Origin of the sequence: Serratia sp. CY29653 (assembly GCF_052169255.1) — a bacterium.
In the GTDB taxonomy this organism is placed as follows: domain Bacteria; phylum Pseudomonadota; class Gammaproteobacteria; order Enterobacterales; family Enterobacteriaceae; genus Serratia; species Serratia sarumanii.
This window is the reverse complement of sequence record NZ_JBJNLC010000004.1, coordinates 220,162-237,713: the sequence shown is the minus strand read 5'-3', so window position 1 is coordinate 237,713 and position 17,552 is coordinate 220,162. Positions and strand designations below refer to the sequence as shown.

Here is a 17,552-nt window from a genome sequence, read left to right as displayed (position 1 = left end):
CTGGGACTCCAACCGCGCCGGCTGAGAGGTCGGCTCCTTGCTTCAAGACAATGGATATAGTAGTTCTGTTGGCTTTGTTTCAATATCGCGTGGCCCCTTCGTCTTATCATAGAAGAACCAGATATTGAATTTTCTCTCTGAAGGCCATGTGTCGTGCTTAAGAGAGTCCCATCCCAGGTGTTTTGCAACGTTACTCGCCAAGTTCTTTTTGACTTCAGATTCGATTTTTCCCTGAAAAGCGCTCATTACAGCCCCTAAGAAAAAGTCTGATATCTGAATGTGCTCAGAAGATTTCGAGTCTTTCGTTACGACAGATGAAATAATGTCTTTAATTCCGAATGATTTGCATATCATATTATTAGCAATAACATGAAATGCCTCGTCCGCCTTCTTATATCTGGACGGAAGGGGGTCTACCTCGACTCGGAAAACGCAATCACGCTCAGGGTGAGCACGAATAACATTCCCGATTTTGGTAGTCATGAGCTTTGTAAAGTGCTTTCTCATTGCAAGATCATAATCACCGCCGTGATAGCTTTTATCCACGATGGACTTTTCAACAATGATGCAGTGGAAAGCTAGCCATTTATGCTTAAAGAAGGTTTCAATCAACTCGATGTGGAAATTTGCAAATTTTTTAGAGTTGGTTTTTGTCCATTTAATTTCTTCGAAATAACCATGTTTCTCTCTGAGTTCACGGATTATACGAGCAAAATCACCCCTCCTTTGGTATTTCATCCAAAGGCTACCGAATCCATAAAAACGCTGACCATCAATGCCTGATTCGTCACATGCAACGTGCCAGATCAGTTTCCCAGGGTTATCGTTAGCAGGCATGCCTCAACTCTTTAAAAGGTAAAAGTACGGTATTTAACCACATTATTAATATTCTGAGAATGCTCAAGGAATGTGGTTCAGTTCTAACGCCCGGCATCGGCTGAGCTAACACAGGAGATAACTCATGTCCGAACCGGTAACCAGTACCGCCGCAGAGACTTACATGATTGGCAGTATCACTATTGCTGGACTGGTGGTTGGAGCAGATATCAGTTCTTAGGGGGGTTAATAGGTATCCCGGAGGGGCCGCTGGATTGATCTTCTCTTGAAAATGTCAGCGCCTGGCGTTGAAGAGCAAACCGCAGCTATTGAAAATGTGAACGCTTACCCTATCTAAAATTTGCTACCTCGTTTTGTTCAGCCTGCTTGAGCATCGGTAGGGGAGCATTTTTAGAAGGTGGCAACCCTAAGTCAAGTGCATTCTACTGACCGTATAATTGTTCCCATTCATCTACCCAACCTTGCACGACCTGATGCATGCTGGCAACACCATAAGTATAAGAGGAAAAATCATTCTGTTTACGTATATGCGCTTGGAACAGTAATCCCTTTGCAGGCCCTTTTTCTTGACGACCTTCCCAAGCTAGATAGAGCTCTCTGCATCTCTCTTTTGTTTCATTTTTGGTCATTACAACCTCTGATATATTTTTGTTATGTTATCAAGAATAAAGATTACGAAGAGAAATTACACGCTACTTGTGTTACTCATGGGATGTGATTAGCAGGGCCATAGCGTATCTCTCATTATTAACAGGGGTATTTTTCGCAGCGGCGATTATACCGGTTAAACCAGCTTTTTCATTAACTGTTCGCTGTGTTTGATGCGATCGCGGGCATGATCGAGATCGTGCTGGATCAGCGCCATAAACAGCAGGTCGGTGAGGGCGTACTGGGCCGTGCTGGAAGAGATGGCCGCGCTGCGGGTGTGGGGCTCTTCGGCGATGGTATAGAGGCAGTGATCCGCGCGCTGCTGCAGGCCGTTGGGAGAAAAGCTGGTCAGCGCCAATACCCTGGCGCCGGCCTGGCGCGCCTCTTCCGCCGCCAGATTGATTTCACGCCGTTCGCCGCTGAAAGAGATAGCCAGCAGCAGATCGCGTTTGTCCAGCGCCTGAACCGCCGCCAGCTGGACGTGCATGTCCGGTTCGGCCACTGCCATCACGCCGATTTTCAGCAGTTTGAAGGAGAAATCCTTGGCCACCAGCCCGGAGGCGCCGATGCCGATTAGCATCACCCGGCGCGCCTGGCGCAGCATGTCCAGCGCCTGATGCAGCCGCTCTTCGCTGTTGATGTCCAGCGTCGCGCGCAGCGCCGCCTGCTTTTCCGCCAGCAGTTTTTCACCGACGATTTTCAGCGTGTCGCTGCTGAGGATGTGGTTGTGAACGGTCACTACCGGCTCGGCCTGCGGCTGGGCCAGCGTCTCGCTCAGCGCCAGTTTCAGCGCCGGAAAGCCCTTATAGCCCAGCTTTTGGGCGAACTTCACCACGCTCGACTGGCTGATGCCGGCCAGCTCGGCCAGCTTTTGCGAGCTGAGATGGCGCGCCTGCTCGGCGTTGTTCAGCAAAAAGTCCGCCAGCTTGCGGTCGTTTTGCGCCAGTGTCGGATACATTTGGCGTATGCGCAGAAGGGTACTCATTGATCTTTCCCTGGAAACCAGCGGCCATTTTGCCATGCAGGCGGCGAAAACGCGCGGTGAAAATTTTTGTGAGCTCGTCGTTAAAATAGCAAATAGCGCTCGCTTTGTTGAATAAAATATTCAAATATTGATTTAAATTTGTGAATTAAAAATTCAAAGGTGAACAGATGAACTTAGGCGCACTGGTATCGGAAACCCGCAACCCGGCCACCATGGGGCTGGATGAGATGTCGACGCTGGAGATGGTCCGCTGCTTTAACCAGGAAGACCGCAAGGTGCCGGAGGCGATCGAAAAGGTGCTGCCGGCGATCGCGCAGGCGGTCGATTTGGCCGCGGCGGCGTTGAAGGCCGGTGGGCGGCTGATTTATTTGGGCGCCGGCACCAGCGGCCGCCTGGGCGTGCTGGATGCCTCCGAGTGCCCGCCGACCTTCGGCGTGCCGCATGGCGTGGTGGTGGGCTTGATCGCCGGCGGGCCGGGCGCGCTGCTCAAGGCGGTGGAGGGTGCGGAAGACGACGAAGCCCTGGGCGAAGCCGATCTCCGGGCGCTGAATCTGACCGCCGTCGATATGGTGGTGGGGTTGGCGGCCTCGGGGCGCACGCCTTATGTGATCGGCGCACTGCGCTATGCGCGCGGGCTGGGCTGCCCGACGGCGGCCATCTCCTGCAACCCGGATTCGCCGATCGCGCACGAAGCGCAGGTGGCGATTTCACCGGTGGTGGGGCCGGAGGCGCTGACCGGTTCGACGCGCCTGAAATCCGGCACCGCGCAGAAGCTGGTGCTCAACATGCTGTCGACCGGCGCGATGGTCAAGTTGGGCAAGGTCTATCAGAACCTGATGGTGGACGTGAAGGCCACCAACGTCAAACTGGTGGATCGCGCCTGCCGCATCGTGGTGGAGGCCACCGGCGCCGAACGCGCTCAGGCGGAGGCGGCGCTGGCGCAGACTGGCTTCGAGGTCAAGCCGGCGATCCTGATGATTCTGGCCGGCGTCAGCGCCGAAGAGGCGCAGCAGCGGCTGCAGCGGCACGACGGTTACCTGCGCGCGGCGCTGGCGCGTTAATTCACGGTGGGGGCGGCGATGGACAAGACAACGGCATTGGCGACACAGATCCTGGCGGGCGTGGGGGGCGAGGGCAATATCCTCAAACTGGAGAACTGCATGACGCGGGTGCGCGTCGAGGTCAGCGACGAGCAGCGTCTGGACTTGGCCGCCCTCAAGCAGCTGCCCGGCGTGAAAGGCTATATCAAACAGGGTGAGCAGCATCAGTTTATCGTCGGCCCAGGCGCCGCCGCCAAGGTGGTGGACGCCATGCGCGCATTGCTGAGTGGTAGCACGCAGCCTGCCGTCGCCGTCGGTGACGCGGCCCGCACCAAGGCGCAGGCCAAGCAAAAATACGCTGCGCCGATGAGCGGCGCGCTGAAAAAACTGGCCGATGTCTTTATTCCGCTGATCCCGGCGTTTATCGCCTCGGGCCTGATCACCGGCATCATCAACCTGCTGAAACGGCCTGACATCGCTGGCCAGCTGGCGGTGGACTACCCGAACATGCTGGGGCTGTTGGCGATCTTCGGTAGCGCGGTGTTCGCCATCATGAACATTTTGGTCGGGGTTAACGCCGCACGGGTGTTCGGCGGCTCTCAGGCGATGGGCGGCGTGATGGCCGGCATTCTCTCCAGCCCGGCGCTGGCGCAGATCACCTTGTTCGGCGAGGCGCTGCAGCCGGGGCGCGGCGGGGTGATCGCCGTGCTGCTGGTGGTGGCGTTGATGTGCTGGGTGGAGAAACGCCTGCGCACGCTGCTGCCGGAATCGGTCGAGCTGATCCTTAACCCATTGCTGACCACGCTGGTCACCGCCTCGCTGGCGATCCTGATTCTGCAGCCGATCGGCGGCATTATCTCCGACGCCATCGCCCACGGCGCCAATCTGGCGATCGACAAGGGCGGGCTGCTGGTGGGGGCGCTGCTCTCGGGGCTGTTCCTGCCGCTGGTGCTCTCCGGCCTGCATCAGGGGCTGGTGCCGATCCACGTCGAGCTGGTGCAGGCGCACGGTTCCAACCCGCTGCTGCCGATCCTGGCGATGGCTGGCGTCGGGCAGGTGGGGGCGGCGCTGGCGGTGCTGTTGAAGACCCGCAACGCGCGGCTGAAGAAGGTGATCAAAGGGGCGTTGCCTGTCGGCATTCTCGGCATCGGCGAGCCGCTGATCTTCGGGGTGACGTTGCCGCTGGGGCGGCCGTTTATCGGCGCCTGCCTCGGCGGGGCGGTCGGCGGCGCGCTGATCAGCTACTGGAAGGTGGCGACGGTCATCACCTTCGGCATTTCGGGGCTGCCTTTGGCGTTGACCATCGTCTCAGGTAAGGTGATGTTGTATCTGGCGGGGATGCTGATTACGATTATCGCCGGTTTTCTCTTCACCTGGATGATGGGGTTCAACGATCCCGAGGAGTAGCGTTTGAGCGACAAGCAGCAACAACCGGCCGCAGAGGGGCGCCGCGTGGTCTTTTTCGATCTGGACGGCACCCTGCATCAGGAGGATATGTTCGGCAGTTTCTTGCGCTTTCTGCTGCGCCGTTTGCCGCTGAACCTGCTGCTGGTGATACCGGTGCTGCCGCCGATCGGCCTGGCGCTGCTGCTGCTGGGGCGCGCCGCGCGTTGGCCGATGAGCCTGCTGCTGTGGGCGATTACTTTCGGGCGCTCCGAAGCGAAGCTCAAGGCGCTGGAGCGGCAGTTTATCGAGGCCTTCCGCCAGAAGGTGACCGCGTTTCCGGTGGTGCAAATGCGGCTGCGGCAGTATCTGGACGAGCACGATGCCGAAGTGTGGCTGATCACCGGCTCGCCGGAACGGCTGGTGGAGCAGGTGTATCGCGATTCGGCGTTTCTGCCGCGCGTGCGGTTGATCGGCAGCCGCATCACGCGCCGCTGCGGCGGCTGGGTCTTGACCCTGCGCTGCCTGGGGACGCAAAAAGTGGTGCAGCTGGAGCAGCGGCTCGGCGCGCCGCTAAAGCTGTACAGCGGTTACAGCGACAGCAAGCAGGATAATCCGCTGCTGTTCTTTTGCGAGCACCGCTGGCGGGTAAGCAAGCAGGGCGAGCTGCAGCAGCTGGAATAAGCCAAGGGCGGAGGATTCCGCCCTTGCTGTTTTTATCAGTACCGCGATCGGTCGTCGGTCACGTCGTGCGGCTTGCGCCCCAACTGCCAAATTTTCTCCGCATAATGCCCCAACGCCCACAGGCTCAGGCCGAGCAGCGCGAAAAAAATCGTCTTCGGCATGCTGTCCCAGAAAAACTCGAACAGGCGGGTATACAGGTTAATGCCGAGGAAGGTTAGCCCGAAGCCGCGCAGCATGGCGTCGTCATGCTTCAATCCCAGCCAAATGGCGGCGAGGGCGGCCAGCCCGAACAGCAGGCTCCAGTGGAACAGCTCGATCTGGCGCGCGCGGTACCAGCTGTCGAGGTCGCCGTAGTTGCCGAAGATAGACAGCAGCCACAGGGCGATAAACAGATACAGCAGGCCCATCGCCAGCGACACCCGCTGCAGGCCGCGTTGCGCCAACAGCGGCCGCAGCAGCAGCGCGGCGGCGATCAGCACCGCGCCAAAGGCGATAAAACGAATCGGGTAGCTCATGCCGAGCCAGTAGGCGCCCCAGCCGGACAGGTAGCCGGTCTCGGCGCCGAAGGCGTTGCCGAGCGACAGCAGGGCGAACCACCACACCAACCCGGAGCGGCTGAACCAGCCGATCGCGCCGTACAGCAGCGCGGCGAACAGCAGCAGCACGGAAACCCGGCCGCTGCCGTTATCCAGCCAGACCCCCAGCTGCCATAAGGCGCAGGCGGTAAGCAACACGGCGACAAACAGAGCCGCCTCATTGCCGTAGCGTTTTTCCGGGTGGCGCCGGCGGCGACGCAGCGCCCAGACGTAGGCCAGAGCTGCCAGTACGCCGGCGATCGCCATGCGTACCGGCGCGTCGAAGCGGAACAGTCCGCTGAGCCATGCAAGCAGTTCGCTGTCGGCGAACAGGCTGGTGACGGCGATCAGCAGCGAGGCCAGCGCGGCGAGAAACGCATAGCGCGCCAGCCGCCGCCAGTCGAAAGGCTGCACGGCCACATGCTGCAGCAGCTGCTGCCGTTGTGCGGGCGTCAAGGCGCCTTCCCCAACCCAGCCGTCCAGCGCCTTGCGCACCACGACGGCGTTCTTTTTACTGAGTTTCATGCTTCTTGTCCCTGAATCACACGCTGATTCGGCCAGTATAGCCATTGGCGGGCGGCTACGACAAAGGAGGGCTAGTGTGTATAATGCCCGCCGCAAAAGCGCACGAGGAATTATGCGATGACTGAATATAACGATGAGTACTGGATGCGTCAGGCATTGCAGCTGGCCCTGCGCGCGCAGGAAGAGGGCGAGGTGCCGGTGGGTGCGCTGCTGGTGCTGGACAATCAGGTCATCGGCGAGGGCTGGAACCGCCCGATCGGCCGACACGATCCTACCGCACACGCCGAGATCATGGCGCTGCGCCAGGGCGGCGTGGTGCTGCAAAACTACCGTTTGCTGAATGCCACGCTGTACGTCACGCTGGAGCCCTGCGTGATGTGCGCCGGCGCGATGGTGCACAGCCGTATCCGCCGGCTGGTGTATGGTGCCGCCGACGAGAAAACCGGCGCGGCCGGTTCACTGGTGGACATTCTGCGCCATCCGGGCATGAACCATCAGGTGGAGATCGTCTCGGGCGTGCTGGCGGAGGAGTGCGCCGCCACCCTGAGCAATTTCTTCCGCCTGCGCCGTGAACAGAAAAAAGCGCTCAGGCTGGCGCAGCGGGCGGCGGATAAGCCGGAATAATCAGTAGTTGAGCGCCAGTTCCGGCATCACCGTCGGGTAGCCTTTCCCCAACGCCTCCTGCTCGGCGGCCGCTTGCGCCGCCTTTCTCTCTTTTTCCTGCAGATAGCCCACCAGGCTGACCTGGTAGCGGCGGATGTTTTCTACATAGTTGTAGGCTTCACGCCCGCGCGCATAGCCGTAGGTCAGCTGCGGGTAGTAGCGCTTCTGGCTGAGCATCGGCAGGCGCTGTTTGACGTCGACCCAGCTGTCCGGATTGCCTTTTTGCGTCTTGGTCAGCTTGCGAGCGTCCAGCATGTGGCCCCAGCCCATGTTGTAGGCCGCCAGCGAGAACCAGATGCGCTCGTCTTCCGGCACGCTGTCCGGCACCTTGGCCATCAGCCGCTGCAGGTAAAGGGCGCCGCCCTGAATGCTCTCTTCCGGATCGAGGCGGTCGTTGACCCCGAGGCCGTCGGCGGTGGCGCGGGTCAGCATCATCAGGCCGCGCACGCCGGTGGGTGAGGTGGCCTGCGGATTCCAGTGCGATTCCTGATAGGCGATGGCCGCCAGCAGCTTCCAGTCGATCTCGTTGGCGTGCTTCTCGAACAGCGGGCGGAAGTTGGGCAGCACCGAGTCGATGGCCGACAGGAAGGTTTTGGTGTCCACATAGTCGAAGCTGCCGACGTGGCCGAGGTATTTCTCTTCGAGCCGCGCCAGGGTGCCGTCGTCCACCATCTGGCTGTAGAAGTCCAGCATCGCCGCGTACAGGCTGTCGTCGCCGTCGCGTTTCAGATACCAGGTGACCGGCTCTTCGTCGGTGACGTCGAACGCCACCGCCAGCTGCGGATGGATGCGCTGCAGCAGCGCGATGGTCACCGAATCGCCGAGGGTGTAGTCCAGCTTGCCGTCGGCCACTCGCTCCAGCAGCTCTTTGGAGGTGAGATCGCTGGAGGACTCCCAGGCGAGATCCGGGTATTTATCCTGTTTGAGCTGCTTGAGGGTGCTGACGTGCGCGGAACCGGAAGCGACCGCCAGCTTGCCTTTAATGTCGGCGAAACTTTTCGGCCGCGGGGTGCCCAGCCGGTACACCAGCTGTTGAGAAACGGAGTAGTAGGCCGGGCCGGTGCGCGCGCGGCTGAGGCGCTCCTGGTTGTAGATCAGACCCGCCGCCAGCAGGTCGGCGTCGTCGTCGTCCAGATCGTCGAACAGGTCATTGATGTTCTGATGGGGGATCACCACCAGCTTCACCCCGAGGTAGTTGGCGAAGCGCTTCGCCAGTTCGTAGTCGAGCCCACCCGGCCCTTGCTTGGTGTTGAAATAGGTCAGCGGGGAGTTCAGCGTGCTGATACGCAACTCGCCGCGGGAAATGATCTCCTGGAGTTGCCCACCCTGGCCGCTGCGCCAGGTGATATTGGGCCACAGCGCGAGAGCCAGAAGCAGGGTGACAACGCCGATGAGGATGTAGTTTATTTTAAGACGTTTCAAATAGTTATCCAGTGGTGGCACAGGTACGCCGGCGACGATAACCGCGACTTTTCTCATGGTTAAATCACCAGTGCGGGGGCATTTTGCGCAACAAAACGCCAGTGTGCAACTTTATTGACACGTTATGACAATTCGACGGTGCGGCACGCTTTTATCAATTATCCCTACGCAAACGGTTTCGTCGGCGGCGAGGATTCTCTATAATGACGCGCGTTTTCCCCTGTTGCGCCCAATGAAGCGTCTTATCCGTCGCTTCGAAGACGAGAGAACTTTGATTATGGAAATTCTGCGTGGTTCGCCCGCTTTATCGGCTTTTCGCATTACCAAACTGCTGTCCCGCTGCCAGGACGCTCACCTGCCCGTCAGTGATATCTACGCCGAGTACGTCCACTTTGCCGATGTTAGCGCACCGCTCAGTGCCGAAGAACACGCCAAGCTTCAGCGGCTGCTCAAGTACGGTCCTTCTCTCGCCGAACACGCCCCCGAAGGCCGGTTGCTGCTGGTTACGCCGCGTCCGGGCACCATTTCTCCCTGGTCTTCCAAAGCCACCGACATCGCCCACAACTGCGGTCTGCAGCAGGTCGTGCGCCTGGAGCGCGGCCTGGCGTTCTACGTCAAGGCGCCCGAGCTGACGGAAACCCAGTGGCGGCAGCTCGCCGCGCTGCTGCACGATCGCATGATGGAAACCGTCTTCAGCGAACTGCAACAGGCCGAACAGCTGTTCGCGCACCATCAGCCGGCGCCGTATCAGTCGGTCGACGTGCTGGGCGCAGGGCGCGCCGCGCTGGAGCAGGCCAACGTCCGGCTCGGCCTGGCGCTGGCGCAGGACGAGATCGACTACCTGCTGAATGCCTTTACCGGTTTGGGGCGCAACCCGACGGATATCGAACTTTATATGTTCGCGCAGGCCAACTCCGAGCACTGCCGCCACAAGATTTTCAACGCCGACTGGATCATCGACGGCGAACAGCAGCCTAAATCGCTGTTCAAAATGATCAAGAACACCTATGAGCAGACGCCGGACTATGTGCTGTCGGCGTATAAAGACAACGCCGCCGTGATGGAAGGCTCGCAGGTCGGCCGCTTCTTCGCCGCGCCGGAGACCGGCACCTACGATTACCATCAGGAAGACGCGCACATCCTGATGAAGGTGGAAACCCACAACCACCCGACGGCGATCTCGCCGTGGCCGGGCGCCGCGACCGGCTCCGGCGGCGAGATCCGCGACGAGGGGGCTACCGGCCGCGGCGCCAAGCCGAAGGCCGGCCTGGTGGGCTTCTCGGTGTCCAACCTGCGTATTCCCGGCTTTGAACAGCCGTGGGAACAGGATTTCGGCAAGCCGGAACGCATCGTCACCGCGCTGGATATCATGACCGAAGGCCCGCTGGGCGGCGCGGCGTTCAACAACGAATTCGGTCGTCCGGCGCTGCTGGGCTACTTCCGTACCTATGAAGAGCGCGTCAACAGCCACAACGGCGTTGAGCTGCGCGGCTACCACAAACCGATCATGCTGGCGGGCGGCATCGGCAACATCCGTGCCGATCACGTGCAGAAAGGGGAAATCACCGTCGGCGCCAAGCTGGTGGTGTTGGGCGGCCCTGCGATGAATATCGGCCTGGGCGGCGGCGCGGCCTCGTCGATGGCGTCCGGCCAGTCCGACGCCGATCTGGACTTCGCTTCGGTGCAGCGCGACAACCCGGAAATGGAGCGCCGCTGTCAGGAAGTGATCGACCGCTGCTGGCAGCTGGGCGACCAGAACCCGATCCTGTTTATCCATGACGTCGGCGCCGGCGGCCTGTCCAACGCCATGCCGGAGCTGGTGAGCGACGGCGGCCGCGGCGGCCGCTTCGAGCTGCGCGATATCCTCAACGACGAGCCGGGCATGAGCCCGCTGGAAGTGTGGTGCAACGAATCGCAGGAACGTTACGTGATGGCGATCGCCCCGGCGCAGATGGCGCAGTTCGACGAGATCTGCCGCCGCGAGCGCGCGCCTTACGCGGTGATCGGCGAAGCGACCGAAGAACAGCACCTGACGCTCAACGACCGCCACTTCGACAACCAGCCGATCGACATGCCGCTGGACGTACTGCTTGGCAAGACGCCGAAAATGACCCGCGACGTCACCCGCCTGCAGGCGAGCGGCGAGGCGGTGCAGCGCGAGAACATCACGCTGGCCGACGCGGTGAAACGCGTGCTGCATTTGCCGGCCGTGGCGGAGAAAACCTTCCTGATCACCATCGGCGACCGCACCGTTACCGGCATGGTGGCGCGCGACCAAATGGTCGGCCCGTGGCAGATCCCGGTGGCCGACTGCGCGGTCACCACCGCCAGCCTGGACAGCTATTACGGCGAAGCGATGTCGCTCGGTGAACGCGCACCGGTGGCGCTGCTGGACTTCGCCGCCTCCGGCCGCCTGGCGGTCGGGGAAGCGCTGACCAACCTGGCCGCCACAGAGATCGGTAGCCTGAAGCGCGTGAAGCTGTCCGCCAACTGGATGGCCGCCGCCGGCCACCCGGGCGAAGACGCCGGCCTGTACGAAGCGGTGAAAGCGGTGGGCGAAGAACTGTGCCCGGCGCTGGGCATCACTATCCCGGTGGGTAAAGACTCCATGTCGATGAAGACCCGCTGGCAGGAAGGCAACGAACAGCGTGAAATGACCTCGCCGCTGTCGCTGGTCATCACCGCCTTCGCCCGCGTGGAGGACGTGCGCCACACCGTGACGCCGCAGCTGCGCACCGATAAGGGCGACAGCGCGCTGCTGTTGATCGACCTGGGCAACGGCCATAACGCGCTGGGTGCCACCGCGCTGGCGCAGGTTTATCGCCAACTGGGCGACAAGCCGGCCGACGTGCGCAACGTCGCACAGTTGGCGGGCTTCTTCAACGCCATGCAGCAGTTGGTGGCCGATCAAGCGCTGTTGGCTTACCACGACCGCGCCGACGGCGGCCTGCTGGTGACGCTGGCGGAGATGGCCTTCGCCGGTCACTGCGGCGTGGACGTCAACCTTGACGGCCTCGGCGATGATGCGCTGGCGGTGCTGTTCAACGAAGAGCTGGGCGCGGTGATCCAGGTGAGCGCCGAACGTCTCGATGACGTGAAGCAGGCGTTCGCTCAGCACGGTCTGACCGACAATGTGCATCACATCGGCAGCGTGCAGGCCGGCGATCGTTTCGTCATCACCCAACACGGCAAGGCGCTGTACAGCGAAAGCCGCAATACACTGCGCACCTGGTGGGCGGAAACCACCTGGCAGATGCAGCGCCTGCGCGACAACCCGGCGTGCGCCGATCAGGAACATCAGGCCAAGCAGGATGAACAAGATCCCGGCCTGAATGTGAAGCTGACCTTCGCACCGCAGGAAGACATCGCCGCGCCGTATATCGCCAAGGGCGCTCGCCCGAAAGTGGCGGTGCTGCGTGAGCAGGGGGTGAACTCCCACGTTGAAATGGCGGCGGCGTTCCACCGCGCCGGCTTTGACGCGGTGGACGTGCACATGAGCGATCTGCTGGCGGGGCGCCGCGATCTGCAGGACTTCCACACGCTGGTGGCCTGCGGTGGCTTCTCTTACGGCGACGTACTGGGCGCCGGCGAAGGCTGGGCGAAGTCCATCCTGTTCAACGAGCGGGTGCGCGACGAGTTCGAAGCGTTCTTCCACCGTCCGCAGACGCTGGCGCTGGGCGTGTGCAACGGCTGCCAGATGATGTCCAACCTGCGCGAGCTGATCCCGGGCGCCGAACACTGGCCGCGCTTTGTACGCAACCTGTCGGATCGCTTCGAGGCGCGTTTCAGCCTGGTGGAAGTGGCGGCCAGCCCGTCGCTGTTCCTGCAGGGCATGACCGGTTCGCGTATGCCGATCGCCGTTTCCCACGGCGAGGGGCATGTTGAAGTGCGCGATGCGGCGCATCTGGCCGCGCTGGAAAGCCACGGCCTGGTGGCGCTGCGTTTCGTCAACAACGCCGGTCAGGTGACGGAAACTTACCCGGCTAACCCGAACGGTTCGCCGAACGGCATTACCGCCGTGACCAGCGCCAACGGGCGCGCCACGGTGATGATGCCGCACCCGGAACGCGTGTTCCGCACCGTCAGCAACTCCTGGCACCCGGAAGAGTGGGGCGAGGACAGCCCGTGGATGCGCATGTTCCGCAACGCCCGTAAGCAGCTGGGCTAAAAACGGCCACCGCCGTGCAGAGGGTGCAAGCAATTGCGCCCTTTTTTATGGCCGGCGTTCGCCGTCTGGCGGCAGTGTCTGCATTTTGCGACAGGCGCTATTTTCCCTGTCGCTAAATGGAGACATTTAACTATTTGATTTTATTAATGGTAAATGGGTTTGGCTTTAGTTGTCTGCATTTGGCGACAGCGCGGCGTTTTTTTCATCGCTCATCGGGGCGTGATGCACAAAGAAATTTGCTGATATAATCTTATTTTTTAATAAAATCATCTGGTTATTATTTTTATTGCAAAGTTGGCACGTAACGTGCATTATTCTCGGCGGCTGCTCATTCACCTTTTTATGACGGCGCCGTAATTAGACGGCAAATCGCCTCATAAGCCTCCGAATGATGCCAAAGAAATGGTGCCTATCGTCCAACCAAACCGATAACAGACCGTGCAAGCGGCTTTATCAAGCATCGGGCGACACGTGGAGTGAGGCACCGCCTGTATCCAACTGTGATGAAGGGTTCATCAATCCTGGATACTTACGGATGCTATTCGTCCTGTTCGATGCCAGCCGCTGCGCTACATCACCCTGGGGACGAGGTTTAAGGGCATCCACACTTTCCTTGCGTTGGGGCAAGTTTCTTGCCCCGATGTCAATTCTCAACGCTGCGCTTATCCCTGTTGCGTTGCCTATGCCCTCGAACGCAGACGCTATCCCCACACTCTCGTTTTCGCACCGGTTGATGTTGCCGGGGCCGCATGCCGTCGGCAGGCCAGGCCTATGGGCGCGGTTCACCGATCCCGCGGCTTTTTCCTTGCGCGTTCAGGATTCTCCCTTGCCGGGCTTTTCTCTTTCCGGCGAGTCAGTTAGCATCGTGACAGAGCTGAGAGAATGAGATGATTTCGTTGAAAAGATGGCGTTTATTCCCCCGTTCGCTGCGGCAATTGGTGCTGCTGGCCTTCCTGTTGGTGCTGCTGCCGCTGCTGGTGCTGGCCTATCAGGCCTACCAGAGCCTGGATCACCTCAGCGCGCAGGCGGCGGACATCAACCGCACCACGCTGGTGGACGCGCGGCGCAGCGAGGCGATGACCAGCGTGGCACTGGAGATGGAGCGCAGCTATCGTCAGTACTGCGTGCTGGTCGATCCCACGCTGCAAAAGCTGTATCAGAACCAGCGCAAGCAGTATTCGCAGATGCTGGACGCCCATGCGCCGATTCTGCCGGACGAGCGCTATTATCAAACGTTGCGCCAGCTGCTGACCCAGCTGGCAGCGATCAAATGCCATAACAGCGGGCCGGATCAAGAGGCTTCCGCCTTGCTCGAGTCGTTCTCGCGCTCCAACGCCGAAATGGTGCAGGCCACGCGCGCGGTGGTGTTCTCGCGCGGTCAGCAGCTGCAACAGGCCATCGCCGAACGGGGCCAGTTCTTCGGCTGGCAGGCGCTGCTGCTGTTCCTGGTCAGCGTGCTGCTGGTGGTGCTGTTTACCCGCATGATCATCGGGCCGGTCAAGGCCGTGGAGCGGATGATCAACCGTCTGGGGGAAGGGCGCGCGCTGGGCAGCACCGCGTCGTTCAAAGGGCCGCGCGAGCTGCGTTCCCTGGCGCAGCGCATTATCTGGCTGAGCGAGCGGCTGGCGTGGCTGGAATCGCAGCGCCACGAGTTCTTGCGCCATATCTCGCACGAGCTGAAAACGCCGCTGGCCAGCATGCGCGAAGGCACCGAGCTGCTGGCCGACGAGGTGGCGGGGCCGCTGACTTCCGATCAGAAAGAGGTGGTGACGATCCTCGACAACAGCAGCCGCCATCTGCAGCAGCTGATTGAACAGCTGCTGGATTACAACCGCAAACTGGCCGATGGCCCGGCGGCACATGAGAACGTCGAGCTGCGCGAAATGGTCGATTTGGTGGTCGCCGCGCACAGTTTGCCGGCGCGGGCGAAGATGATTTCCACCGAAATTGCGCTGGAGGCGGAAATCTGCTGGGCAGAGCCTACGCTATTAATGCGCGTGCTGGATAATCTCTATTCCAATGCGGTGCACTACGGCAAGGAATCCGGTAACATTTGGATCCGCAGCCGTCAGGTTGGACAACGGGTGCAAATCGACGTCGCCAATACCGGCACGCCGATCCCCGAGGCTGAAAGAGCCATGATTTTCGAGCCTTTTTTCCAGGGTAGTCACCAGCGAAAAGGGGCGGTAAAAGGAAGCGGACTGGGGTTGAGCATCGCTCAGGACTGTATCCGTCGCATGCGCGGTGAGCTGCAACTGGCGACGGTCGCCGGTGCAGACGTCTGCTTCCGCATTGAATTGCCGTTAACCGCCGAGAATGAATAAATAATGTACACATGGTCTAAGCGCCTTCGTCTTTCACAGACCGAAGGTTCACCGCGTGCCACGCACAGGACGCCGCTCGGCAAACGCCCGATCGGCTGGTTGGGCGCCGTCTTCTTTATGCCGCTGTTGCTGGCGGGCTGCGTCGATCGCGCCGTCAGCGGCGGCCTGAACGCTCAGCAGCAAGAGGCGATCCCGGATACCAAGGTGATCGATTACCGCACCGCGGCTTGCGATACCCTGTGGCGGTTGGACGACAAGGACGCGCTGGATAACGCGCTCTACTGGCTGCGCGCGATGGACTGCGCCGATCGCATCGGGTCGACCCAGGCGCGCGCGCTGGCGAAAACGGTGCCTGGCGACAGCTGGTCCGGCGTTTTCAAACAGAGCATCCTGCTGGGCAGCGCGCAGCCGACTTCCGGCGAGCGCCGCCAGATGATCGACAGGATCAACAGCTACCGAATGGAGTTCCCCGGCTCGTTGCGGCCGCTGACGCAGCTGTGGCGCCAGCAGCAGATGCTGCAGATCACGCTGTTCGATGAAAAAGCGCGCTATCAGCATCTGCAGGAGAGCAGTGACAGCCAGATCGATTCGCTGCGCCAGAGCCAGGCGCGTTTGCAATCGCAGCTGCAGGACACCTCGCGCAAGCTGGAAAACCTGACCGACATCGAGCGCCAGCTCTCTTCGCGCAAGCAGCTGCAAGGGGAAATCCCGGAAAACAGCACAGGCTCGCAAAAGGGCGAAGCCGCCGGTAAAAACGGCGCGGCCGCCAAAGGGGCGGAGCCGCAGGACGAACCGGAAAAGGGCACCGCGCTGCCGGTTGAACCGGAAGACACCTATACGCCGCCCCCTGCCAATAAGGAGTCTCACGCGCAATGACCGCACGCAAACCGGCCAACCTGCTCTTGGTTGACGACGATCCCAGCCTGCTGAAGCTGCTGGGCATGCGTCTGACTAGCGAAGGTTTTCACGTCACCACCGCCGAAAGCGGCCAGGAAGCGCTGCGCCTGCTGGCGCGCGAACAGATCGATCTGGTGATCAGCGATCTGCGTATGGACGAGATGGACGGCATGGCGCTGTTCGCCGAGATCCAAAAGCATCAGCCGGGCATGCCGGTGATCATTCTCACCGCGCACGGTTCGATTCCCGATGCGGTGGCCGCCACCCAGCAGGGGGTGTTCAGCTTCCTGACCAAACCGGTGGATCGCGATGCGCTGTACAAGGCGATCGACGAAGCGCTCGCGCTGTCGGCCACCCCGGCCGGCGACGACGCCTGGCGCGAAGATATCGTCACCCGCAGCCCGCTGATGCTGCGCCTGCTGGAGCAGGTGAAAATGGTGGCGCAGTCCGACGTCAGCGTCTTGATCAACGGCCAGAGCGGCACCGGCAAAGAGGTGGTGGCGCAGGCGATCCACGCCGCCAGCCCGCGCGCCGGCAAGGCGTTCATCGCCATCAACTGCGGCGCGCTGCCGGAGCAGCTGCTGGAGTCCGAACTGTTCGGCCACGCCAAGGGCGCCTTTACCGGCGCGGTCAGCAGCCGCGAAGGGCTGTTCCAGGCGGCGGCGGGCGGCACGCTGTTCCTCGACGAGATCGGCGATATGCCGCTGTCGCTGCAGGTGAAGTTGCTGCGCGTGCTGCAGGAGCGCAAGGTGCGGCCGCTGGGCAGCAACCGCGATCTGGACATTGACGTGCGCATCATCTCCGCCACCCACCGCGATCTGCAAAAGGCGATGGCGAAGAACGAGTTCCGCGAAGATCTCTACTATCGCCTCAACGTGGTGAACCTGAAGATCCCGGCGCTGAACGAACGCGCCGAAGATATCCCGCTGCTGGCCAACCACCTGTTGCGCGAAGCGGCCCAGCGGCACAAGCCGTTCGTGCGCAGCTTCTCGACCGACGCCATGAAGCGGCTGATGACCGCCAGCTGGCCGGGCAACGTGCGCCAGCTGGTCAACGTCATCGAGCAGTGCGTGGCGCTGACCTCGGCGCCGGTGATCGGCGAAGCGCTGGTGGAGCAGGCGCTGGAAGGGGAAAACACCGCGCTGCCGACCTTCGCCGAAGCGCGCAACCAGTTCGAATTGCACTACCTGCGCAAGCTGTTGCAGATCACCAAGGGCAACGTGACCCAGGCCGCGCGCATGGCGGGCCGCAACCGCACCGAGTTTTACAAATTGCTGTCGCGCCACGAGCTGGACGCCAACGATTTTAAAGAATGACAGTTTGCCGCCGGTGCCTGCCACGCAGGTTCTCAACAAATCCGGCGGAATGATTTACACTCCGTTCTCTTTGCCGCGGCGCGCC

General features: G+C 61.1%; 13 protein-coding genes. 8 read left to right on the top strand and 5 right to left on the bottom strand.

Features of this window, described 5'->3' with window-relative positions; genetic code table 11:
* Positions 1–42: 42 nt before the first annotated feature.
* The 3 genes from ACJ8HN_RS19310 to ACJ8HN_RS19300 all read right to left on the bottom strand — a co-directional run bounded on the left by ACJ8HN_RS19310 (position 43) and on the right by ACJ8HN_RS19300 (position 2,470).
* Entirely contained in the window at positions 43–837 is a 795-nt protein-coding gene (locus tag ACJ8HN_RS19310; protein WP_049242203.1) for a DUF3800 domain-containing protein, read from the bottom strand.
* Positions 838–1,259: 422 nt separating this feature from the next.
* Positions 1,260–1,466 carry a hypothetical protein gene (locus ACJ8HN_RS19305; protein ID WP_133160407.1) on the bottom strand — a complete coding sequence of 69 codons (207 nt, stop codon included), beginning with the start codon at positions 1,464–1,466 and terminating at the stop codon, positions 1,260–1,262.
* Positions 1,467–1,621: 155 nt separating this feature from the next.
* The gene (locus ACJ8HN_RS19300; RefSeq protein ID WP_033648938.1) at positions 1,622–2,470 is read right to left on the bottom strand and encodes a MurR/RpiR family transcriptional regulator; all 849 of its coding nucleotides are present in this window, start codon (positions 2,468–2,470) and stop codon (positions 1,622–1,624) included.
* A gap of 167 nt (positions 2,471–2,637) precedes the next feature.
* Here ACJ8HN_RS19300 and murQ point away from each other — a divergent pair, with 167 nt between their 5' ends.
* The 3 genes from murQ to yfhb are packed head-to-tail and all read left to right on the top strand — an operon-like array spanning position 2,638 to position 5,577.
* The gene (gene murQ / locus ACJ8HN_RS19295; RefSeq protein WP_033648937.1) at positions 2,638–3,531 is read left to right on the top strand and encodes an N-acetylmuramic acid 6-phosphate etherase; all 894 of its coding nucleotides are present in this window, start codon (positions 2,638–2,640) and stop codon (positions 3,529–3,531) included.
* Between the two features lie 18 nt (positions 3,532–3,549).
* A complete protein-coding gene (locus tag ACJ8HN_RS19290) occupies positions 3,550–4,917 on the top strand; it encodes a PTS transporter subunit EIIC (RefSeq protein ID WP_442523825.1) in 1,368 nt (455 codons plus the stop codon).
* A gap of 3 nt (positions 4,918–4,920) precedes the next feature.
* Entirely contained in the window at positions 4,921–5,577 is a 657-nt protein-coding gene (yfhb, locus tag ACJ8HN_RS19285; RefSeq protein WP_049234852.1) for a phosphatidylglycerophosphatase C, read from the top strand.
* Positions 5,578–5,612: 35 nt separating this feature from the next.
* Here the strand turns inward: yfhb and ACJ8HN_RS19280 are convergent, their stop codons facing one another.
* Entirely contained in the window at positions 5,613–6,677 is a 1,065-nt protein-coding gene (locus tag ACJ8HN_RS19280; RefSeq protein ID WP_442523824.1) for a DUF2157 domain-containing protein, read from the bottom strand.
* A 117-nt stretch (positions 6,678–6,794) separates the two neighbouring features.
* On the opposite strand from ACJ8HN_RS19280, the gene tadA reads away from it, so the two are divergent.
* Positions 6,795–7,301, top strand: a complete 507-nt coding sequence (gene tadA / locus ACJ8HN_RS19275) for a tRNA adenosine(34) deaminase TadA (protein ID WP_039568559.1) — start codon at positions 6,795–6,797, stop codon at positions 7,299–7,301.
* Here the strand turns inward: tadA and mltF are convergent, their stop codons facing one another.
* Positions 7,302–8,762 carry a membrane-bound lytic murein transglycosylase MltF gene (gene mltF, locus ACJ8HN_RS19270; protein ID WP_004941352.1) on the bottom strand — a complete coding sequence of 487 codons (1,461 nt, stop codon included), beginning with the start codon at positions 8,760–8,762 and terminating at the stop codon, positions 7,302–7,304.
* A 274-nt stretch (positions 8,763–9,036) separates the two neighbouring features.
* Here mltF and purL point away from each other — a divergent pair, with 274 nt between their 5' ends.
* From purL to glrR, 4 genes are all read left to right on the top strand, one after another.
* Positions 9,037–12,930, top strand: a complete 3,894-nt coding sequence (gene purL, locus ACJ8HN_RS19265) for a phosphoribosylformylglycinamidine synthase (RefSeq protein WP_170310567.1) — start codon at positions 9,037–9,039, stop codon at positions 12,928–12,930.
* 887 nt (positions 12,931–13,817) lie between these two features.
* Positions 13,818–15,254 (top strand): sensor histidine kinase, encoded by a 1,437-nt coding sequence (locus ACJ8HN_RS19260; RefSeq protein ID WP_033635614.1) that lies wholly within the window; start codon positions 13,818–13,820, stop codon positions 15,252–15,254.
* 3 nt (positions 15,255–15,257) lie between these two features.
* Positions 15,258–16,130, top strand: coding sequence for a two-component system QseEF-associated lipoprotein QseG (gene qseG / locus ACJ8HN_RS19255; protein WP_319877514.1), 873 nt, complete (start codon positions 15,258–15,260; stop codon positions 16,128–16,130).
* Positions 16,127–17,467, top strand: coding sequence for a two-component system response regulator GlrR (gene glrR / locus ACJ8HN_RS19250; RefSeq protein WP_033635613.1), 1,341 nt, complete (start codon positions 16,127–16,129; stop codon positions 17,465–17,467). Before qseG ends, glrR begins: the two co-directional genes overlap by 4 nt.
* Positions 17,468–17,552 lie beyond the last annotated feature (85 nt).

Coding starts and splice junctions, on each gene's coding strand:
- ACJ8HN_RS19310 (WP_049242203.1), bottom strand. CDS start 837: ATGCCTGCTAACGATAACCCTGGGAAACTGATCTGGCACGTTGCATGT.
- ACJ8HN_RS19305 (WP_133160407.1), bottom strand. CDS start 1,466: ATGACCAAAAATGAAACAAAAGAGAGATGCAGAGAGCTCTATCTAGCT.
- ACJ8HN_RS19300 (WP_033648938.1), bottom strand. CDS start 2,470: ATGAGTACCCTTCTGCGCATACGCCAAATGTATCCGACACTGGCGCAA.
- murQ (WP_033648937.1), top strand. CDS start 2,638: ATGAACTTAGGCGCACTGGTATCGGAAACCCGCAACCCGGCCACCATG.
- ACJ8HN_RS19290 (WP_442523825.1), top strand. CDS start 3,550: ATGGACAAGACAACGGCATTGGCGACACAGATCCTGGCGGGCGTGGGG.
- ACJ8HN_RS19280 (WP_442523824.1), bottom strand. CDS start 6,677: ATGAAACTCAGTAAAAAGAACGCCGTCGTGGTGCGCAAGGCGCTGGAC.
- tadA (WP_039568559.1), top strand. CDS start 6,795: ATGACTGAATATAACGATGAGTACTGGATGCGTCAGGCATTGCAGCTG.
- ACJ8HN_RS19260 (WP_033635614.1), top strand. CDS start 13,818: ATGATTTCGTTGAAAAGATGGCGTTTATTCCCCCGTTCGCTGCGGCAA.
- qseG (WP_319877514.1), top strand. CDS start 15,258: ATGTACACATGGTCTAAGCGCCTTCGTCTTTCACAGACCGAAGGTTCA.
- glrR (WP_033635613.1), top strand. CDS start 16,127: ATGACCGCACGCAAACCGGCCAACCTGCTCTTGGTTGACGACGATCCC.